Annotated in this window: 16 protein-coding genes; 12 read left to right on the forward strand and 4 right to left on the reverse strand. The window is 63.6% G+C overall.

The genetic code is table 11. From position 1 onward, the window contains the following. The first annotated feature begins 90 nt into the window (after nucleotides 1-90). From lspA to BUB57_RS15390, 6 genes are all read left to right on the forward strand, one after another. Nucleotides 91-570 (forward strand): signal peptidase II, encoded by a 480-nt coding sequence (lspA, locus tag BUB57_RS15365; protein WP_073068615.1) that lies wholly within the window; start codon nucleotides 91-93, stop codon nucleotides 568-570. Then, the gene (locus BUB57_RS15370; protein WP_073068617.1) at nucleotides 563-976 is read left to right on the forward strand and encodes a disulfide bond formation protein B; all 414 of its coding nucleotides are present in this window, start codon (nucleotides 563-565) and stop codon (nucleotides 974-976) included. Before lspA ends, BUB57_RS15370 begins: the two co-directional genes overlap by 8 nt. Then, nucleotides 973-1653: a DsbA family protein gene (locus tag BUB57_RS15375; RefSeq protein ID WP_073068619.1), complete on the forward strand. Its 681-nt coding sequence runs from the start codon at nucleotides 973-975 to the stop codon at nucleotides 1651-1653. Before BUB57_RS15370 ends, BUB57_RS15375 begins: the two co-directional genes overlap by 4 nt. Before the next feature lie 740 nt (nucleotides 1654-2393). Continuing rightward, complete coding sequence (locus BUB57_RS15380; RefSeq protein WP_073068621.1) at nucleotides 2394-3056, forward strand: L,D-transpeptidase; 663 nt, start codon at nucleotides 2394-2396, stop codon at nucleotides 3054-3056. A gap of 99 nt (nucleotides 3057-3155) precedes the next feature. Then, nucleotides 3156-3644 carry a DUF411 domain-containing protein gene (locus BUB57_RS15385; protein ID WP_234952110.1) on the forward strand — a complete coding sequence of 163 codons (489 nt, stop codon included), beginning with the start codon at nucleotides 3156-3158 and terminating at the stop codon, nucleotides 3642-3644. A 49-nt stretch (nucleotides 3645-3693) separates the two neighbouring features. Next, nucleotides 3694-4209 (forward strand): L,D-transpeptidase family protein, encoded by a 516-nt coding sequence (locus BUB57_RS15390; protein ID WP_143159758.1) that lies wholly within the window; start codon nucleotides 3694-3696, stop codon nucleotides 4207-4209. Nucleotides 4210-4360: 151 nt separating this feature from the next. On the opposite strand, the gene BUB57_RS15395 is transcribed toward BUB57_RS15390, so the two are convergent. Further along, entirely contained in the window at nucleotides 4361-5635 is a 1275-nt protein-coding gene (locus BUB57_RS15395; RefSeq protein WP_234952111.1) for a DUF5930 domain-containing protein, read from the reverse strand. Nucleotides 5636-6424: 789 nt separating this feature from the next. Between BUB57_RS15395 and BUB57_RS15400 the strand changes: the two genes are divergently transcribed. From BUB57_RS15400 to BUB57_RS15415, 3 genes are all read left to right on the forward strand, one after another. After that, a complete protein-coding gene (locus BUB57_RS15400; RefSeq protein ID WP_073068625.1) occupies nucleotides 6425-7312 on the forward strand; it encodes an ArdC family protein in 888 nt (295 codons plus the stop codon). Nucleotides 7313-7367: 55 nt separating this feature from the next. Then, entirely contained in the window at nucleotides 7368-7763 is a 396-nt protein-coding gene (locus tag BUB57_RS15405; RefSeq protein WP_073068627.1) for a hypothetical protein, read from the forward strand. A gap of 390 nt (nucleotides 7764-8153) precedes the next feature. Then, nucleotides 8154-8354, forward strand: coding sequence for a hypothetical protein (locus BUB57_RS15415; RefSeq protein ID WP_073068630.1), 201 nt, complete (start codon nucleotides 8154-8156; stop codon nucleotides 8352-8354). Here the strand turns inward: BUB57_RS15415 and BUB57_RS15420 are convergent. The 3 genes from BUB57_RS15420 to BUB57_RS15430 form a co-directional block, all read right to left on the reverse strand. Continuing rightward, on the reverse strand, nucleotides 8351-8563 hold the full coding sequence (locus tag BUB57_RS15420) for a hypothetical protein (RefSeq protein ID WP_073068632.1): 213 nt from the start codon (nucleotides 8561-8563) through the stop codon (nucleotides 8351-8353). The two genes, BUB57_RS15415 and BUB57_RS15420, sit on opposite strands and share 4 nt — an antisense overlap. 328 nt (nucleotides 8564-8891) lie before the next feature. Continuing rightward, entirely contained in the window at nucleotides 8892-9683 is a 792-nt protein-coding gene (locus tag BUB57_RS15425; protein ID WP_073068634.1) for a hypothetical protein, read from the reverse strand. Further along, nucleotides 9683-10408 carry a nucleotide-binding protein gene (locus tag BUB57_RS15430; RefSeq protein ID WP_073068636.1) on the reverse strand — a complete coding sequence of 242 codons (726 nt, stop codon included), beginning with the start codon at nucleotides 10406-10408 and terminating at the stop codon, nucleotides 9683-9685. The genes BUB57_RS15425 and BUB57_RS15430 overlap by 1 nt, the downstream gene beginning before the upstream one ends. 614 nt (nucleotides 10409-11022) lie before the next feature. Between BUB57_RS15430 and BUB57_RS15435 the strand changes: the two genes are divergently transcribed. From BUB57_RS15435 to BUB57_RS15445, 3 genes are read left to right on the forward strand one after another with little or no spacing between them, the layout of a single operon-like run. Beyond that, the gene (locus BUB57_RS15435) at nucleotides 11023-11451 is read left to right on the forward strand and encodes a DNA mobilization endonuclease VirD1/MobC family subunit (protein WP_159435581.1); all 429 of its coding nucleotides are present in this window, start codon (nucleotides 11023-11025) and stop codon (nucleotides 11449-11451) included. Further along, nucleotides 11444-13276: a relaxase/mobilization nuclease domain-containing protein gene (locus BUB57_RS15440; protein WP_073068640.1), complete on the forward strand. Its 1833-nt coding sequence runs from the start codon at nucleotides 11444-11446 to the stop codon at nucleotides 13274-13276. Before BUB57_RS15435 ends, BUB57_RS15440 begins: the two co-directional genes overlap by 8 nt. Before the next feature lie 12 nt (nucleotides 13277-13288). After that, on the forward strand, nucleotides 13289-15292 hold the full coding sequence (locus tag BUB57_RS15445) for a type IV secretory system conjugative DNA transfer family protein (RefSeq protein ID WP_073068642.1): 2004 nt from the start codon (nucleotides 13289-13291) through the stop codon (nucleotides 15290-15292). Nucleotides 15293-15488 lie beyond the last annotated feature (196 nt).

Here is a 15488-nt window from a genome sequence, read left to right on the forward strand (position 1 = left end):
TTCATCCATGTTTTTCATCGCGGTTGCCTCCTGGCGGATCGGCGTGGCTGAGTTCACCCGCTGGCTCGGCTGGCATAAGGGAGATGCGTGATGCGGTCGCCCTCCTTCATCGGCCTTGCTGTCCTGGCGCTGGTTCTGGATCAGGTGACCAAGACCGCGGCGCTGGCAATGCTCGATCACCACGTGCCTGTGCCTGTCTTTCCCGGGTTCAATCTGACGCTCGGTTTCAATACCGGCGCAAGCTTCGGCATGTTCGACAACACCATGGCCGACAGGCCGATGGTCATGGCCGCACTGACCGGCGCGCTCGCCATCTTTCTAACTTGGTTGGGACTCAGGGCGCGGTTGCCTCTGGAACGCGCGGGCTTCGCGCTGATCGTCGGAGGCGCCAGCGGCAATATCATAGACCGGCTGCGCCAAGGCGCGGTGACCGACTTTCTGGACTTCTACTGGCGCGGCTGGCACTGGCCCGCCTTCAATGGTGCAGACGCCGCGATCTTCCTTGGTGCGGTCGCCATCCTGCTGGCTGGGATGAAGCGCCCCCAGAAGACCGGAGCCTCCGTTGGCTGACATCAATACGCGGCAGACCTTCGCCTTTCTGGTCGCGCTTCTGGCTACACTGTCGGCACTTTTTATCGGCGAGGTGCTGGGCCAGATGCCTTGCACTCTTTGCTGGTATCAGCGCATCGCCATGTTCCCGCTGGCACCCGTCCTTGGGGTCGCCCTCTGGACCGCCGATCCGCGCGGACGGCTTTACGCCCTGCCGCTGGCTGTGGGGGGACTCGTGATTGCCGCATGGCATTCAGGCCTCTACGCGGGATGGATCCCCGAACCTGTGCTGCCTTGCACGGCGAATGGCCCCTCCTGCACTGACCGGGCCGGGCAGAGCATCCTCGGCCTGCCAATCCCTTTCCTGTCGCTCGCGGCCTTTGCCGCAATCACCCTGTTTCTTCTGCCGAAAGGACGATCCGCATGAACCGTCGCAGCCTCGTTCTGGGCGCATCCGCCCTTGGTCTTGCCGCCTTCGCCGGCGGCTCCTGGTTGGTCAGGGACATGCAGGCCCGCGAAGCCGCCGCTGAAGCCGAGGCGCGCGCCGCCGCCATCCCTGACGCTAATACGCTTCTCCTGCGTCCCTCGGCGCCCGTCCTCGGACCGGAAGACGCGCCGGTCACACTCGTCGAATTTTTCGATCCTTCCTGTGAGGCCTGCCGCGCCTTTCATCCGGTGCTGAAGCAGTTGCGGGCTGAATTCCCAGATAGCCTGCGCATCGTCATGCGTTATGCGGCATTCCATCAGGGTTCGGACGAAGCCGTGGCAATTCTGGAGGCCGCGCGGCGCCAGGACTTGTTCGAGCCGGTGCTCAATGCGTTGCTCGAGAGCCAGCCGGCTTGGGCGCGGCATGACAGGCCGAATCTGGACATCGCCTGGGATGCTGCGGAAGCGGCCGGCCTCGACATTTCGACCCGCGACATCGAGACGAAATATCCCGCAACCGTTGCGATCCTGACACAGGATCGGGCCGATATCGAGGCACTCGGGGTGCGTGCGACCCCGACCTTCTACCTTGATGGACAAGAACTGACCGATGTCAGCTTCCAGATCCTGGCGGAATTGGTGCGGGAGGCGGTTGTCGAGGCAACACAACAGGGATAGTCCATCGCCTACGGATCGTTCCATTGCCTGGGTCAAAGCGTCCACTCCTGCACACGGTTTTGCTATCCCGCTCCGATGGACACCAAGCTCCCGCCCCGCTACCCTTCAACCATGCTGCGCATGTTAGTGGTTATCTTCACCGCTCTCACATTGAATGTCGCGCTGCTTGCGGCAACGGCACATAGCCTCAGTGTGGATACACGACTGGCGGTTCAAAAGATGCCGGAAGAGCCGGCCGGGGAAGCTTCTCTAATCTACGCCGACTGCTTGTCTTGCACAGTTGAAGGCGACCCTGAGAAGGATGGCACGACCTGCGACTGGGCTTGTCTGGCACTCACAGCCATTACCCCTGACTTTCTAACGAATCCGTCAACTCAGGTTGCGGTAAAGGCCCGAGCTTTGCTTTCTGCATTAAGCTTGAACGGGATCAGTCCGCCATTGCAAGAACGGCCTCCCAGACTTCATACTGCCTGATCAAGCGCGGTATTGGAGCGTAAACTCCCCTTACCCTGAGTTATACAGCGGCCAATTCCATAAGCTGCCGCTGGATGTGTTCCCCGGTGTCGGAGAGCGCCGTGCGCGATCAGAGCAGAGCCGCCAAAAGCGCGCGGATATCCAGCTTCTGACCCGGCGATCCCAATCGTTTCTGATCCAGCCGATCGCTTTAGAAGCCGCACGCCAATTGGCGAAATTTTCAAGCCAAACAAGCGTTAAACAAGCAGAAAAACCGGACAGTGACCATGAAAACACGAGGACTTGCAGCCTTTGGCCTGAGCCGCCGAAGCTTTGTCGGTGGCCTTTTTGCAGCGGGATATGGCGCCTTGGGCGCCAATGCGCAGCAAATCGACCCGAGTACCGGCCTTCCCGTCTACGGCAATGCCGAGCAGGGCCGCGCGCCCGATGTCGGCGTGTATCAGATCGACCCCGAAGCCGATAACCGCCGCAACATCTCGTCTTTCCGTTCCAGGCACTGGAGCGAGTTCTTCAGCGACATAGGCGCCGGCGTGATCCTCGCCGACATCAACTCGAAGGCGCTGCACTACTGGAATGGCGACGAGACTATCTATCGCGTCTATCCGTGTTCAATCCCGGTATCCGAAGATCTGACCAAGCGCGGCCTGACCGAAATCGTTCGCAAGGCCAAGAACCCTCCTTGGACGCCGACACCTGACATGCGTCGGCGCACCCCTGACCTGCCACTGCGCGTGGAGGGAGGAGATCCAGATAATCCGCTTGGGCCCTACGGCCTGTATCTGTCATGGCCAGCCTATCTTATACATGGCACTCATGACACCAGGAAGATCGGCCGGCGTTCATCGAATGGATGCTATGGGCTGTACAACGAACATATCACCGAACTTTATGGCATGGCCGAGGTCGGCACTCAGGTTGCTATATTCTAGAACATGGCATCGGCGCAGTTGTTCGAGACTGCGCCGTTCTCGTCTGAAGTCAATCGAACGGTCCGTGGAAAGTTCGGCTATAATAGAGAGGGCCAAAAAATGAGAAATCTCGCTGTTACGGCGATGGCAACTCGCATCAGACTATTCACATTGATCTTGTTGGGCACGTATGGTGCAGCGGCTGCTCAGACGCAGAACACAGACATACATGTCGTGGAGGGTGTGGGATGCGAGTGCTGTGTGAAGTGGACGGAGTATCTTCGTGAAAACGGGTTCGCTGTCACATCAGAAAAGAGCCTTGGCACTCTCTTGATCCAGCACAAGATTAATTTGGGCGTCCCGATATCCCACCAGTCCTGCCATACTGGCCAGATTGAGGGATATTTTATTGAAGGTCATGTGCCGGCCGCTGACATCCGCAGATTGCTGCAGGAGCGGCCGGATGCGGCAGGTCTTGCGGTGCCGGGCATGCCATATGGCAGCCCTGGCATGGGCCCGGAAGATAAGCGTGAGGCTTATGAGGTCCTTCTGGTCAGCAACGACGGCAGTAGCGAGATTTTCAGTCGCTACCCTGCGGCGGACCTTTGACCAAGTTCCGCAAGTTACATCCTTTCCGCCCAATGTGGAGCATCTCTGAATGATGAAACTGAGCCGACGTGGGTTTTCGCTGATGGCTCTTGCTGCATTGGCAGCGTGTGGAGTCCGAGAGCCGCAGCTCAAGCGATATTCTGGCCCCCCGGTCACGCAGGTCGTTGTCTATAAGGGGCGGCGGCACATGTATTTGCTGAGCGGGAACACTATATTGAAATCTTATGACTTCGGCCTGGGATTTCAACCGCTTGGCCATAAGCAATTCGAAGGTGACGGCAAGACACCGGAGGGGATCTATTTCGTTGATCGCTTCAATCCTCAAAGTCGCTATCATCTTTCGGTCGGGATTTCCTATCCGAACGAGCGTGATCGGGAATATGCAGCGCAATTCAATCTCAGCGCCGGGAGCGATATCATGTTCCATGGTCGCGGACCGGAAGGGAACAAGCTGGCTCGCGGGAATCGAGACTGGACCGCGGGGTGCATCGCCGTCCGGGATGATGAGATCGAAGACATCTATGCCATGCTGCGGCCGGGTATTCCGGTCCTGATTTATCCGTAACCGACAGATCAATCCTGACGCCCCGGATCGAAAAGGCCTGTCGTGTGAAGGTAACGTTGAGCCGGTTTGTAATGGGCGCGCTGGATGCCCGGTGTCACGACGGCAGAGCGGCCCGACCCTCCGGTGGAATCTTAAGTGCGCGCTGGCCTGCTCAGAGAAGGTCTCGGCCGGCGTGGATGTAGCGCATCGGATCGACTGCCTCGCCGTTCACGCGCACCTCGTAGTGGAGGTGGGGTCCTGTCGAGCGGCCCGAGTTGCCCATGTCACCTACCCGCTCGCCGCGCGCGACCGCCTGGCCCACCTTGACGCGGGTGGCGTTGAGGTGCGGGTAGCGGGTTTCCAGACCGAAGGGGTGCTGAACGATGACGATCCGACCGTAACCGTTCTGCCAGCCAGCGAAGGTGACGACCCCATCGGCCGTGGCGTAGACGGGGGTGCCGACAGGCCCGGCCATGTCCACGCCTTTGTGCATTCGTCCCCAGCGCGGGCCGAAGGGTGAGGTGTACCGGAAGGCGTCTTGCACCGGCATGGCGAGCGGCACGGATTCAAGGGCCAGGCGGTAGTGGTCGAGTTCGTCGAGCCGGTCGACGATGCGGTTCGCGCGCACGGTCGCGTCCTCCAGCGAGGCCTTGCCCTTCGTGGAGACCGCGATGCGAACCAGCGGCGCCTCCTCATGGGACGAATGGCCACCCTTGACGGAGGCGAGTAACGCCTCCGAGTCAAGCCCGGTCGCGCGGAGCATCTCGTCGAACGGTTCGACCGAGACGAACAGAGTGTCCTCGATCTGCCGCAGGATTCGATCGCTCTCCTCTTCCCTCAGCCGCAGCTCAAGCTCCAGTTCGCCGGCGAGGCGAAGGGCCTCGTTGGTCTTGGCGGCGGCTTGGTCGCGCTTGTCCACCGTCTCGACCAAGGTGCGGGTCAGTAAGTCGAGCGTGCCGGCGAGTTCGTCAGCTTTTGGATCCTGTGACGCAGTCGACGCAGAGAGCGCGACTCCGGTCTCTTCCATGGTACGGCGCAGGGTGTCTCGGGCGACCTGAAACTCACTCTCCATCTCGCGGTTGCGGGACTCGAGCGCTAGAAGCTCGCTCTGCATCGACGAGATCTGCTCGATGGCGGCTGCAAACCGCTGTTGGGCGGCGCGTGCTTCCATTGCCCGCTGGTCGCGCTCCCTGCTGAGCGCGAGGACGCGGTCCTCAAGGACGGCCTGCTCTCGTACGCTGACGGAACTGATCGAGTCCACGATCAGGACAGACGTGACCGTCAGGCACCACACCACCAAGGACGTTCCACCAGCCCAAGCGAAAGCCTGAAACGCGGGGCCTAGGCGAACGAACCGGACATGGTTGCCGGATCGGATGAACAGCCTGCGCTCGGGAAGGACGCACCCGATAAGTGTGCCTAGTCCTCGGAATGATCGAAGGCTCAATACCGTCGTCCTGCCTTGATGCGGTTCTGCCGCCGTCGGGTGACGGCCTAGTGGGGAGGCACCCACCTCGCAACCATCGACGAACTGACAAGAGTCCGGAGATGCACAAGTCGGCGGAACGCCGCCAACTTCACTTGCTCTCGGAGGAACGATCGGGGCGCGTCCCGGCAAGCCGGGACCAGGCTCTGGTTCTGGCCGTTAATGCGGCCTCCACCCGAGCCGCGCGAGCGCGTCTCAGCCCGTTTGGGTGACGATCCTTCGCGCAAGTGGACACAGGGAGTTATCCAAGGGCCGCTTGCGGCCACGACAGCGGCGAGCTGGACGCGCCTTCATGGAGCGACGGAAAGCGAGCCGCTGTGGGTAACTGCCGGCCATCCCCCTGTCGCGGTGCCTCGGAAAGAAGAAAGAAGGCTCTGAGATCCCCGCTGATGCGGGGCTCGCGCCATCCGGGGGGATTCGGGCAAGCCGAACGCCCCCGGTTTGGTGGGCCGCGCCAAGGGGCGCGTCCGTCTTGGGAACCGCCGGTTCCCCCACGCAAGGCCGCGCGCTTGACGGGGGCGAGGGGTTTCCCCGGCCTTCCTCCGCGCTGGCGCGCTGCGTGCAGGCCGGGTGATCCCCCTCCCCTCGCCCCCTACGCGCAACCTTGCGCGGGCCCCCCTCCTGCCCTCGCCGGGAGGCAGGGGTTCAGGAGAGGACGCGCTTCGCGGCCCTCGCCTGACCCCCCGCCCATCATGGGCATCCCGACCAAGGCAAAGACCAAGGCGGGACCGTCGCAAAGGAGTGCCGCAAATGGCTTTCGATCTTTACCAGCACGTCACCGATACCATCATCGCCAGCATCGAGGCGGGCACCCCGGCGTGGCGCAAGCCGTGGACCGGAAATGCAGGCGGCGCGATCTTCCCCCGCCGCGCCAATGGCGAGCCTTATCGCGGCATCAACGTCCTGATGCTCTGGCTGACCGCGACCGAGAAGGGCTATCGCGCGGCGCACTGGTTCACCTATCGCCAGGCGCAGGAAGCGGGTGGGCAGGTCCGCAAGGGCGAGAAATCCGCAACCGTCGTCAAATACGGTACCTTCGAGCGTGATGACGAGAGCGGCGAGAACAGCCGGAAAATCCCGTATCTGAAAGCCTATCGCGTGTTCAACGCCGAGCAGATCGACGGCCTGCCCGCCGAGTTCTACGGCACCCCTGCTGACGCGCCACGCGACCTTGGCACCACCGCCGACCGCGCCCTTGACGCTTTCTTTGCCGCGACCGGCGCGGAAATCCGCACCAGCGACGACCCGCGCGCCTATTATAACCCCGTCGAGGACTTCATCCACATGCCGCCGATTGCGACCTTTCACCGCGTCGGCGGCTATTATGCCACCCTCGCGCATGAAGCGACCCACTGGACCGGCCACGAGAGCCGCCTAGACCGGCTGGGCCGTTTCACCGACCGCAAAGCCTACGCCTTCGAGGAACTGATCGCGGAGATCGGCAACTGCATGGTTTGCGCCAGCCTCGGCCTGACCCCCGACTTCGATCAGTCCGCGGCCTATGTCGGAAGCTGGTTGCGCGCGCTTCAGGACGACAAGCGCGCCATCTTCAAGGCCGCGACCGAAGCGCAGAAGGCCGCCGACCTGCTGCTGGCGACGAACTCCGCCATTGCCGCCAAGGAAAGGGCCGCCGCGTGAGCGGCCCGACCCCCCTGCCCCGCGCGGCCACACCGCAGCCAACAGAGGCCAGCCCATGACCTGCCGTCAGCCGCATACCGTCCTGTGGACCTCGGAGCCGCTTTCCATCGGCAAGCATCAATGGCGTATCGTTGCCGCGCATTTCCCGCATCTGGAGGCGGTCGAGCGTGCCACCTGCGAGCATGGCAGCGCCGGCCGGGCCACCTTCTACGAATGGCGCCCCCTCGCCTATCGCGGGAGCCCGCGCGACTGGCGCGACGAGCGCGAATGGCCGTCCTATGACAGCGACCGATTGGATTGTGGAACGCCCCGCACCTTGCGGAAGCTGTGGGAGCGCGAGGCCACGACCGTCCGCTCCATCCTGTGCCTGCATTGCGCCGCGCAGACCGGTACCGCACCGCCGCAGCTTTCGCTGTTCGACAGCAACCCCGCGACCGGGGCCGCGCCATGATCTATGAAGTGCGCGACGAACCCGACGACCTGCCGATTTGGCGCGGGGCTATGGCGCGGCCCCTGACCTTGGCCAGTCAGATCCCTTAAGGCGGACGCCAGGCCCTCCGCCATTCGCCGGAATGAACTCGACCCCCGCCGCTTCAAGAGCAGCGCGGAGCGCGTGCAGGACGACCGGCGAGGTGTTCGGCCCACTGTCGCTTTCAGCCCGGCGCACCGTCGCCAAGCCTACGCTCGCGCGGCCCGCCAGCTCATCGGCCGCCATTTTCACCAATGCTCGAGCCGCCCTGATCTGGGCGGGAGTGATGCGAAACGGATCATTTGATTGCAAGTTGATCGTCTACCTATCGCATGATACATTTCATATCACATGACACAGGAGCAAGCAGCCGTGAAGAAGACGCGGGGGCGCAAGCTGTTCTGCACCGTGGTCGCCCGGATCATCGACCCGGACACGGGCCGCGAGGCCGGGTTGCTCTACCGCTGGAACACGGGCGCGACGCAGAAGGAGTGGCACGACAAGCCGATCAGGATTTTCCGGCTGGAACCGCTGCTCGAGATCACCACTCTGCCCGTCGCCAAGGATGACTAGGCTCCGGCCCCGCCGCGTTCGTCCTGTCCCTCCAAGGGACGCAGCCGATAGTCGGCCACCTTTTCTCCGAACCATTCGAGCCGCCGTTCGCCCGTGTTCCATTGATACTGCGCGCCGACGATTTGGCCGGTGGCCGGATCAATGATTTCGGCAATCGCCCGCACGAACAGCCGCTTGCCCTTCGCCCTCGCCCGTCTTCGCTTTTCCATCCGAAACCCCTTGTCGGCCCGGCTGAAAAGAAATGGAGAACGCCGGGAGGCTCGCTTCCCGGCTTGCCCACCGGCGAGGGCTGGAGGGGGACCCGCGCAAGGTTGCGCGTAGGGGGCGAGGGGAGGGGGATCACCCGGCCTGCACGGAGCCGCAGGCGGAGGAAGGGCGGGGAAACCCCTCGTCCCCGTCAAGCGCGCGGCCTTACGTGGGGGAACCGGCGGTTCCCGAGACGGACGCGCGTCTTCGCGCGGCCCACCAGGCCGGGGGCGTTCGGCTCGTCCGAATCCCCCCGGAGGTGCGATCCCCGCGACCGCGGGGATCTCTCAATCAGTAACCGGCGCCGGCCATCAGCTCATCGAGGAAAGACGAAAAGCGATTGCGCGCGTAGTGGTTCAGCATCGAGGGCAGGATGCCGAAGTCCGCTGGATCGAGCCGCGCCTTCATGTCGGCAAACTCGGCAGGACTGAAGCGCAAGCGTGACTGGAGCCGATGGCCGACCCTCTCGGCACGATCCAGGTGAACATCGCCCGTCGTGATCGACCTCAGCTCGATCACCAGCTCCGGCTTCAGCTTGGCAAAGGCTTGCCGCAGTATGGTCCCGGCGGGCAACCGCATCGCCGCTCCCCACTTCTCGGCGCGCTCGACAAGATCGCTGGGAATCCACATCGTGATTGCCAGCTCTACCGGGGCAGCGGTGTCCCCTGCCCTTCCGGTTTCCGGCAGCGCCCTGGCGGCCGGCGGCGCTGCGTCCCCCGTGTGCCCTTCGGTCGCGGTCTTTGTGGCAACTTCATCCTCGACCTTTTCAGCTTCCGCGCGGTGGGTTGCCGGTGGCTCAGGCACCGGGGCTACCTCGGCAGGCTGCGGATCGGGCACCTCTGAAGCAGGGACCGTGGTCGCAGGCAGCTCGGGCACATCATCCAGCTGCCGAGCTTCCGGTGCAGGTTCACGGAGCGGCGGAGAGGGCGTTTCCGCTGAAAGCGACGCCTCGAGCGTCTCCTTCAGCCCCTCCGCGGCCAAGGCAAAGGGGTTGGGCTTGCCGGCTGTCGGTTTGCCGATCGTCTGCGCGAAGGCATGATCCCGTTTGAATATCTTGGCGGGCTTCTTGCGCGGCAGGGCCATCAGACTGCCTCCGTCTCGGTCAGCATGGCGTCCTCGAACAGTTCAAGGATCGCCTCCATCTCCTGGAGGGCGGCCGTCAGGTGGTTCTGGACGATGCCCTTGCGGGTGCTGTCGCGGATTTCGCCGAGCAAGCCTTCCGCATCGACCTGCTTGTATGCCTTGCGCTCCATCATCGGCTCTTCAATGGCCGGCATGGTCTGGAAAATCTGTTCGATACCCTGTCGCTCGGTGGCGCTCGGCTCGGCCGACACGGCGTTGATGACCACACGGTATTCCGGCACGCTCGCAGGATCGTCCACGCGTCCTTTCAGGCGCTCGCGCCACATGAGCGTCTGCATCGTTTCGAGGTAGTCACCGCGGCCGGGCCTGACCGGAGCAACGATCAGGTGAGCCTGCAACACCACATCGTCCAAGGCTTCGCTTGAGCCGCCGAAGGTGTCGATCAGGACCAGGTGGTCGTGGGGAGGTTCGGCATAGATGGCGTCAAGGCGAGCGGTGATTTCCTCGGGATCATAGGTGTGGATCACTTCGGCTCGGTCGTTCCAGTTGCCGAGCTGCTTTGCCACCTTCATCCAACCGTAGATGCTCTGGCTGCTGTCGGTGTCAAAGACCGTCACGCGCTCGCCACGCGCGACGGCAGCGCTTGCCAGCCCGCGCACCAGCGTCGACTTCCCGCAGCCGCCCTTGCGACTGATAACCGCGATTACCCGAACGCCCTTGCTCATCCCTGCCCCGCTTGTTTTTACGCTGCTTCGCACTATGTGGCCGTGCAGCGGTGAAGACGTGTAGCTCCGTTGCTACGTCATTATATAGCTGTGCCTACGGACAGCCCGTCAATCTTGGCGATGTGCAGGAGTGGCGAGGTGTCGCCTGAAAGACACGACGACATGTAGCTTCGCCTCTATGAGGATGTGCAAATGTGCAGACGTAACGCTGCAGCTATGTCAAGCGGTGAAGGTAAGAAGCGGAGAAGACGTTCAGCCGTGAAGCTCTGTAAACGGACAGTTGTTTATACTCGGCAGAGCTGCACGTGCAGATATGAAGATGTGAAGTCGATAGGCCATGCAGAAATTCAGCTGTGGCGACTCTCGGACGCGCAGGCGTATCGCTTGAAGACGGTTTTAGTGCCGGCTGATGATCGGTTGACCGAAGAAGAGAAAAGAGGAAGGTTGGTTTGGCAGGAAATGCACAATGTTTACAAATCTGGATTCAGCCCCGCGTGACGCGTCGAAACCTGACCCCGACCGAGCGAGATGAGGCCATCCGCCGCTTGCGGCAGGGTGGAAGCGTGAGGACCGTGGCGGAGACCGTAGGGGCGCCGCCTGGGACGGTGGCGGCGGTGAAGCAGAGCGAGGTCCGCACCCGGGACAGCGCGACCACGGAGGGCAAGCCGGTGTCGGCGCGGTTGTCACCGGCCGAGCTCGAGTCGCTTGAGTGGCTGAAAGCCCGCTTCGGGTTCGGGTCCAACTCCGACGCGCTTCGTGCCTTGGTCCGGTCGGCGTCGGGGATGCTGGAGTTCGACCCAGTGACGGCCGAGAAGCTGACCGAGGTGAAGGCCGAACTGCACAAGATCGGCGTCAACGTGAACCAGATCGCGCTTGCCGCGAACAAGGGCCGGATCGACCTTGCCCGGCAGGAGTGGAAAGCGCTCAACGCAGTGCGGCGGGCCTTGCCGGGAGTGCGGATCTACCTTCAGGCAGTGGTGGACGAGCAGCGGCGGCGCGGCACGCGGCTGTTCCAGAAGTTCATCGAGGCCGAGCGTGGATAGCCTCGCAGAGGACCTGATCGGTGAAATCCGCCTCGGCCGGGGTGGGGGCGGGCGCGTCAGGGACACCGGCGTCGGCAAGGTCCGACGGGGCAGGGCAGGGGGGTCGCTGTTCTCCGCGCAGGCGCGCAACCTGTGGCGGGTTGCGCAGGGCTCGAATGCCGCCGTGCTGAAGAAGATCAGCCGAGGTGGCACCCACACCGGCGCGCGTCTGGCGGCACAGTTCGACTACCTGTTCAGCAAGTCCGAAGCGGTGTTCGGCAACATGGTCGAGCTTGAGCCGGAGGCGCGGGCGCTGTCGGCCGAGCAGCGCCGGGACATGGCGCAGGAGTGGTCCGACGCCTGGACTGGCGAGCCGAGGAACGGCCACACCAGCCATCTGCTGCTGTCTTTCCCGGCAGACCTCTCCGCGAAGAAGGCGCTCCGCATTGCCGAGGAATGGGCTTTCGAGATGTTCCAGTCCGGCGCCCATGTCGAGGACGAATGGGCCTATGTCGCGGCACTGCACACTGACCGGGCGCATCCGCACGTTCACATCGTCGTGAACAATCGTGGGCTCGAGCAGGGTCAGTGGTTCTACATGGCGAAGGAGCATGAGTTCAATCTCGCCATGATGAAGGAGCGCCTGGTCGAAATCGCCGCCGACATGGGCGTGGAGCTGGATGCCTCGTCGCGGCTCGAGCGCGGCATCTTGTCTTACGGCATGAGCCGCGCTGAGATCGAGGGCGCAGCCCCGGAGCGGCGGCGCCACGGCAAGGCGCTCGAGGACGGACTTGCGACCGTGAGCCGCAGCGCTGCCACGCTGCGCCTGCTGGCCTCCCTTGCCAGCCTTTCCCGGCTTGAGGATGTGGCGACCCGCATGGAGCGGGCGGCGCACATCCTCGAGACGGGCGGAATCCTGACCCCGAAAGCCCTGGAGATCGCCACGATGGACCTTGAGACCGCACACACCCGTCAGGAGCTCGATGGCGTGTTCACGAGCTGGCTGGACAACGCCGAGCGGCAGATTTCCGCGATGACGCCCGAGGATCGGCGAGAGATGCGGCATGAGCTGGCCGAGGTCACGATGGAGATCATGCGCGACCTGGGCGACGCGCACGGGGCCGAGCTTGTCATGCGCGCGCCGCGCTCGGAGCTTTACCAGACGCAGGTGCTGGACGACGAGATCACACGCGGCAAGATCACGAAAGACCTGACCGCAGAAGCAGCGCACGAGGTCAGGTCGGCCATTACCGAGGCCGCGACGACCATCGGAATCAACCGGGAGACGATGGAGCGTCGCCTGGAGCATCCCGCCGCGAACGCCTGGCAGGAGCGGGAATGGGTGAAGCAAGATCTTCTGGCTGTCTCGAAGGCGCGCAATCTCGACCTTGACCGCGAGGAGGAGCGCCACGAGGCCGCTGATCTGGTGGACCGCTTCTATGCCTCAGCCGCCAAGGCGCTGAACAATGCTCTTGAGATCGACCACCGCCATGAGAACGACCGCCTTACCCGAACCCTTGAGTCGCTGACGGCGGTCCACCGTCAGAACGGCCGCGTCGAGTTCGAGCATGAGGATCATGCCGAACGCTTCGCCACTGACCTGAAGGAGCGTTACGGGGAGAACGTGATGGAGCGCATCGCCGCCGGGGACGACCGGGTGCTCGCCCTCGACTTCCCCGAGGCCGGGCAGCGGCGCGAGATCGCGAAAGCCTTGGTGGCCGCGGCTGAGACGCACGAGAGCATGGGGCTGACCACGCGGCAGGCGGAGCTGGCGAAAGAGCGCCTGCACGAGCGCGACACGCCCCAGCACGAGCTGCGCCGCAAGGACCACGATCTGGAACTGTAAGGGGCAGGGCCGATGAACCGCATGGCTGTCGCCATCTCGGCAGGACTGATCGCGGGGACCTTCGTCGGCCTGATGATCGGGGGCCTCTGGCTGCAATGGCAGCTTGGGGCCAACGTGAATGCCGGCAACCCGTTCATCTTGGTAACGGATTTCCCTGGCTTTCGGGCGGTGCGGCAGGACCCGTGGCGCACCGCCTATCTGATCGTTCTGGCAGGTGCCGCCCTTCTGGCGCTCGTGGCGCTTGTGTTCAGCTTCACCAACCGGCTGACCACCTATGGCAAGTCCCACTTCCAGACCCGGCGCGAGGTCAGGAAGAACGGGCTTCTGCAGCCCGTCGGGTCAGGGCTGGTTTTCGGCAAGTTCGGAAAGCCGAAGACGAAGGGCCGCTTCGTCTCCGGCACCTATGACCAATTCCCACACGCCCTGATCGCCGCGCCGACCCGCTCGGGCAAGGGCGTGGGCTACGTCATTCCAAACACGCTGCTGTTTCCAGGCTCATGCGTCGTCATGGACGTAAAGGGGGAAATCTTCGAGGCCACCGCCCGGCACCGCCAAGCGCAGGGCGACGCGGTGTTCCGCATCGCCCCGTTCGACTTCGAGCATCCGACGCACCGCTACAACCCGCTCGAACGGATCGCCAGGATCGCGGACACCGATCAGCGGTTTACGGAGCTGTCCAAGCTCGCCAGCTACTTCCTGCTCCCGAAGAACGAGAAGGGTGGGGCGTCCGACTTCATCGTGGGCGCGCGGCAGCTTTTCGTCGCGGCCGGTATGCTCGCCATAGAGCGCCGCACCCCAACGATCGGCGCGATCACCCGCATCCTGTTCGGCAGCGGCGACAAGGAGGAAGCCTACCGGCGGTTCGCGGCCGAGGCGCGTCACGAGCAGGCGTCCACGATCTTTCTCAACTTCTCAGGCTACTCGGACCGCACCCTGTCGTCCTATACCTCGGTGCTGGACGGGGCGGGGCTTGGCCTGTGGCTGAACCCACGGATCGAGAAGGTGACGAGCGCGCATGATTTTTCATGGGACGCCATCCGGCGCGCGCCGCACTCAATCTACATTGTCGCCAACTCCGACGACATCCCGACGCTGGCGCCGCTGCTGAGGCTGATGTTCGGGGAACTGATCGCCACCCTGCGGGCGCGTATCCCCGATCCCAAGCTTGAGCCCTGGCCCGTGCAGATCATCCTCGACGAGTTCGACCAGCTCGGCCACATGCCCATTGTCGTGCAGGCGCTCAAGCAGCTCGCCGGGCACGGGGCCCGGGTGTCGATCATCACGCAGTCGGTGCCGGGGCTTGAGAGCATCTACACGGAGAACGAGCGGCTTTCCATCGAGTCCGCGGCGGGGATGAAGCTCTACATCGCCCCCAACGAGAAAAAGACCGCTGGCGAGGTGTCGGAGGCCCTTGGCAAGACCACCCGGCTCGCCCTCAGCGACAGCTACTCGCAGGACGGGCGGGGGATGCTGAAGCGGTCGGTTTCACGGAGGAACGAGGAACGGCCCCTGCTGACCGCGGATGAGGTCCGCAAGCTCGATCCAAACAAGATCATCCTGATCCCGGAGCGCCAGAACCCGATCCTGGTGGACCGGATCGTTTATTGGGAAGATCCGTTCTTCAGGGCCATCTTCGAGGCGCAGAAGGGCCCGCTGCCTTATCCTGATCCCATGCGGACCGAACTGGACGAGCTGCGGGCCGAGGTCACGTCGCTGCGCGAGGCCAAGCTGGCTTATCCCCCGGCCGAGACCGTGCCCAACAGCAAGAAGGGCAAGGCCGAAGAGGCTCCGGTTCCAGAGGGGTTGGCCGTCACGCCGGACGGCCAGTCGATCGAGCAGCCCGAAGCGCCGAAGAAGCGGACGCTGGCGCGCCAGGTCTCAGACGAATGGCCCGGTGAGAACGAGCGCCGCAGCGATGATGAAATCCTGGAGGCAATCAGGCAAAAGACCGAAGCGGCGAAGGCCAAGATGAATGCCTTTGACGCACGACTACTTGGCAAGAAGAAAGCGGCCTAGGGCCAGGACCTGAAAACCCTCTGCGCGGCCGCGGCTTGGCTGACTCATGCGGCTGGAAGGGAGACTGTGATGGGTCGGGTGAGAGTCGCCGGGTTCGGCGTGTCGCTGGACGGGTTCGGTGCCGGACCCGAGCAGAGCCTTGAGGATCCTCTCGGCAAACGAGGGACGGAGCTGCACGGCTGGTTTTTCGGCACGA

Origin of the sequence: Paracoccus solventivorans (assembly GCF_900142875.1) — a bacterium.
Lineage (GTDB): Bacteria > Pseudomonadota > Alphaproteobacteria > Rhodobacterales > Rhodobacteraceae > Paracoccus > Paracoccus solventivorans.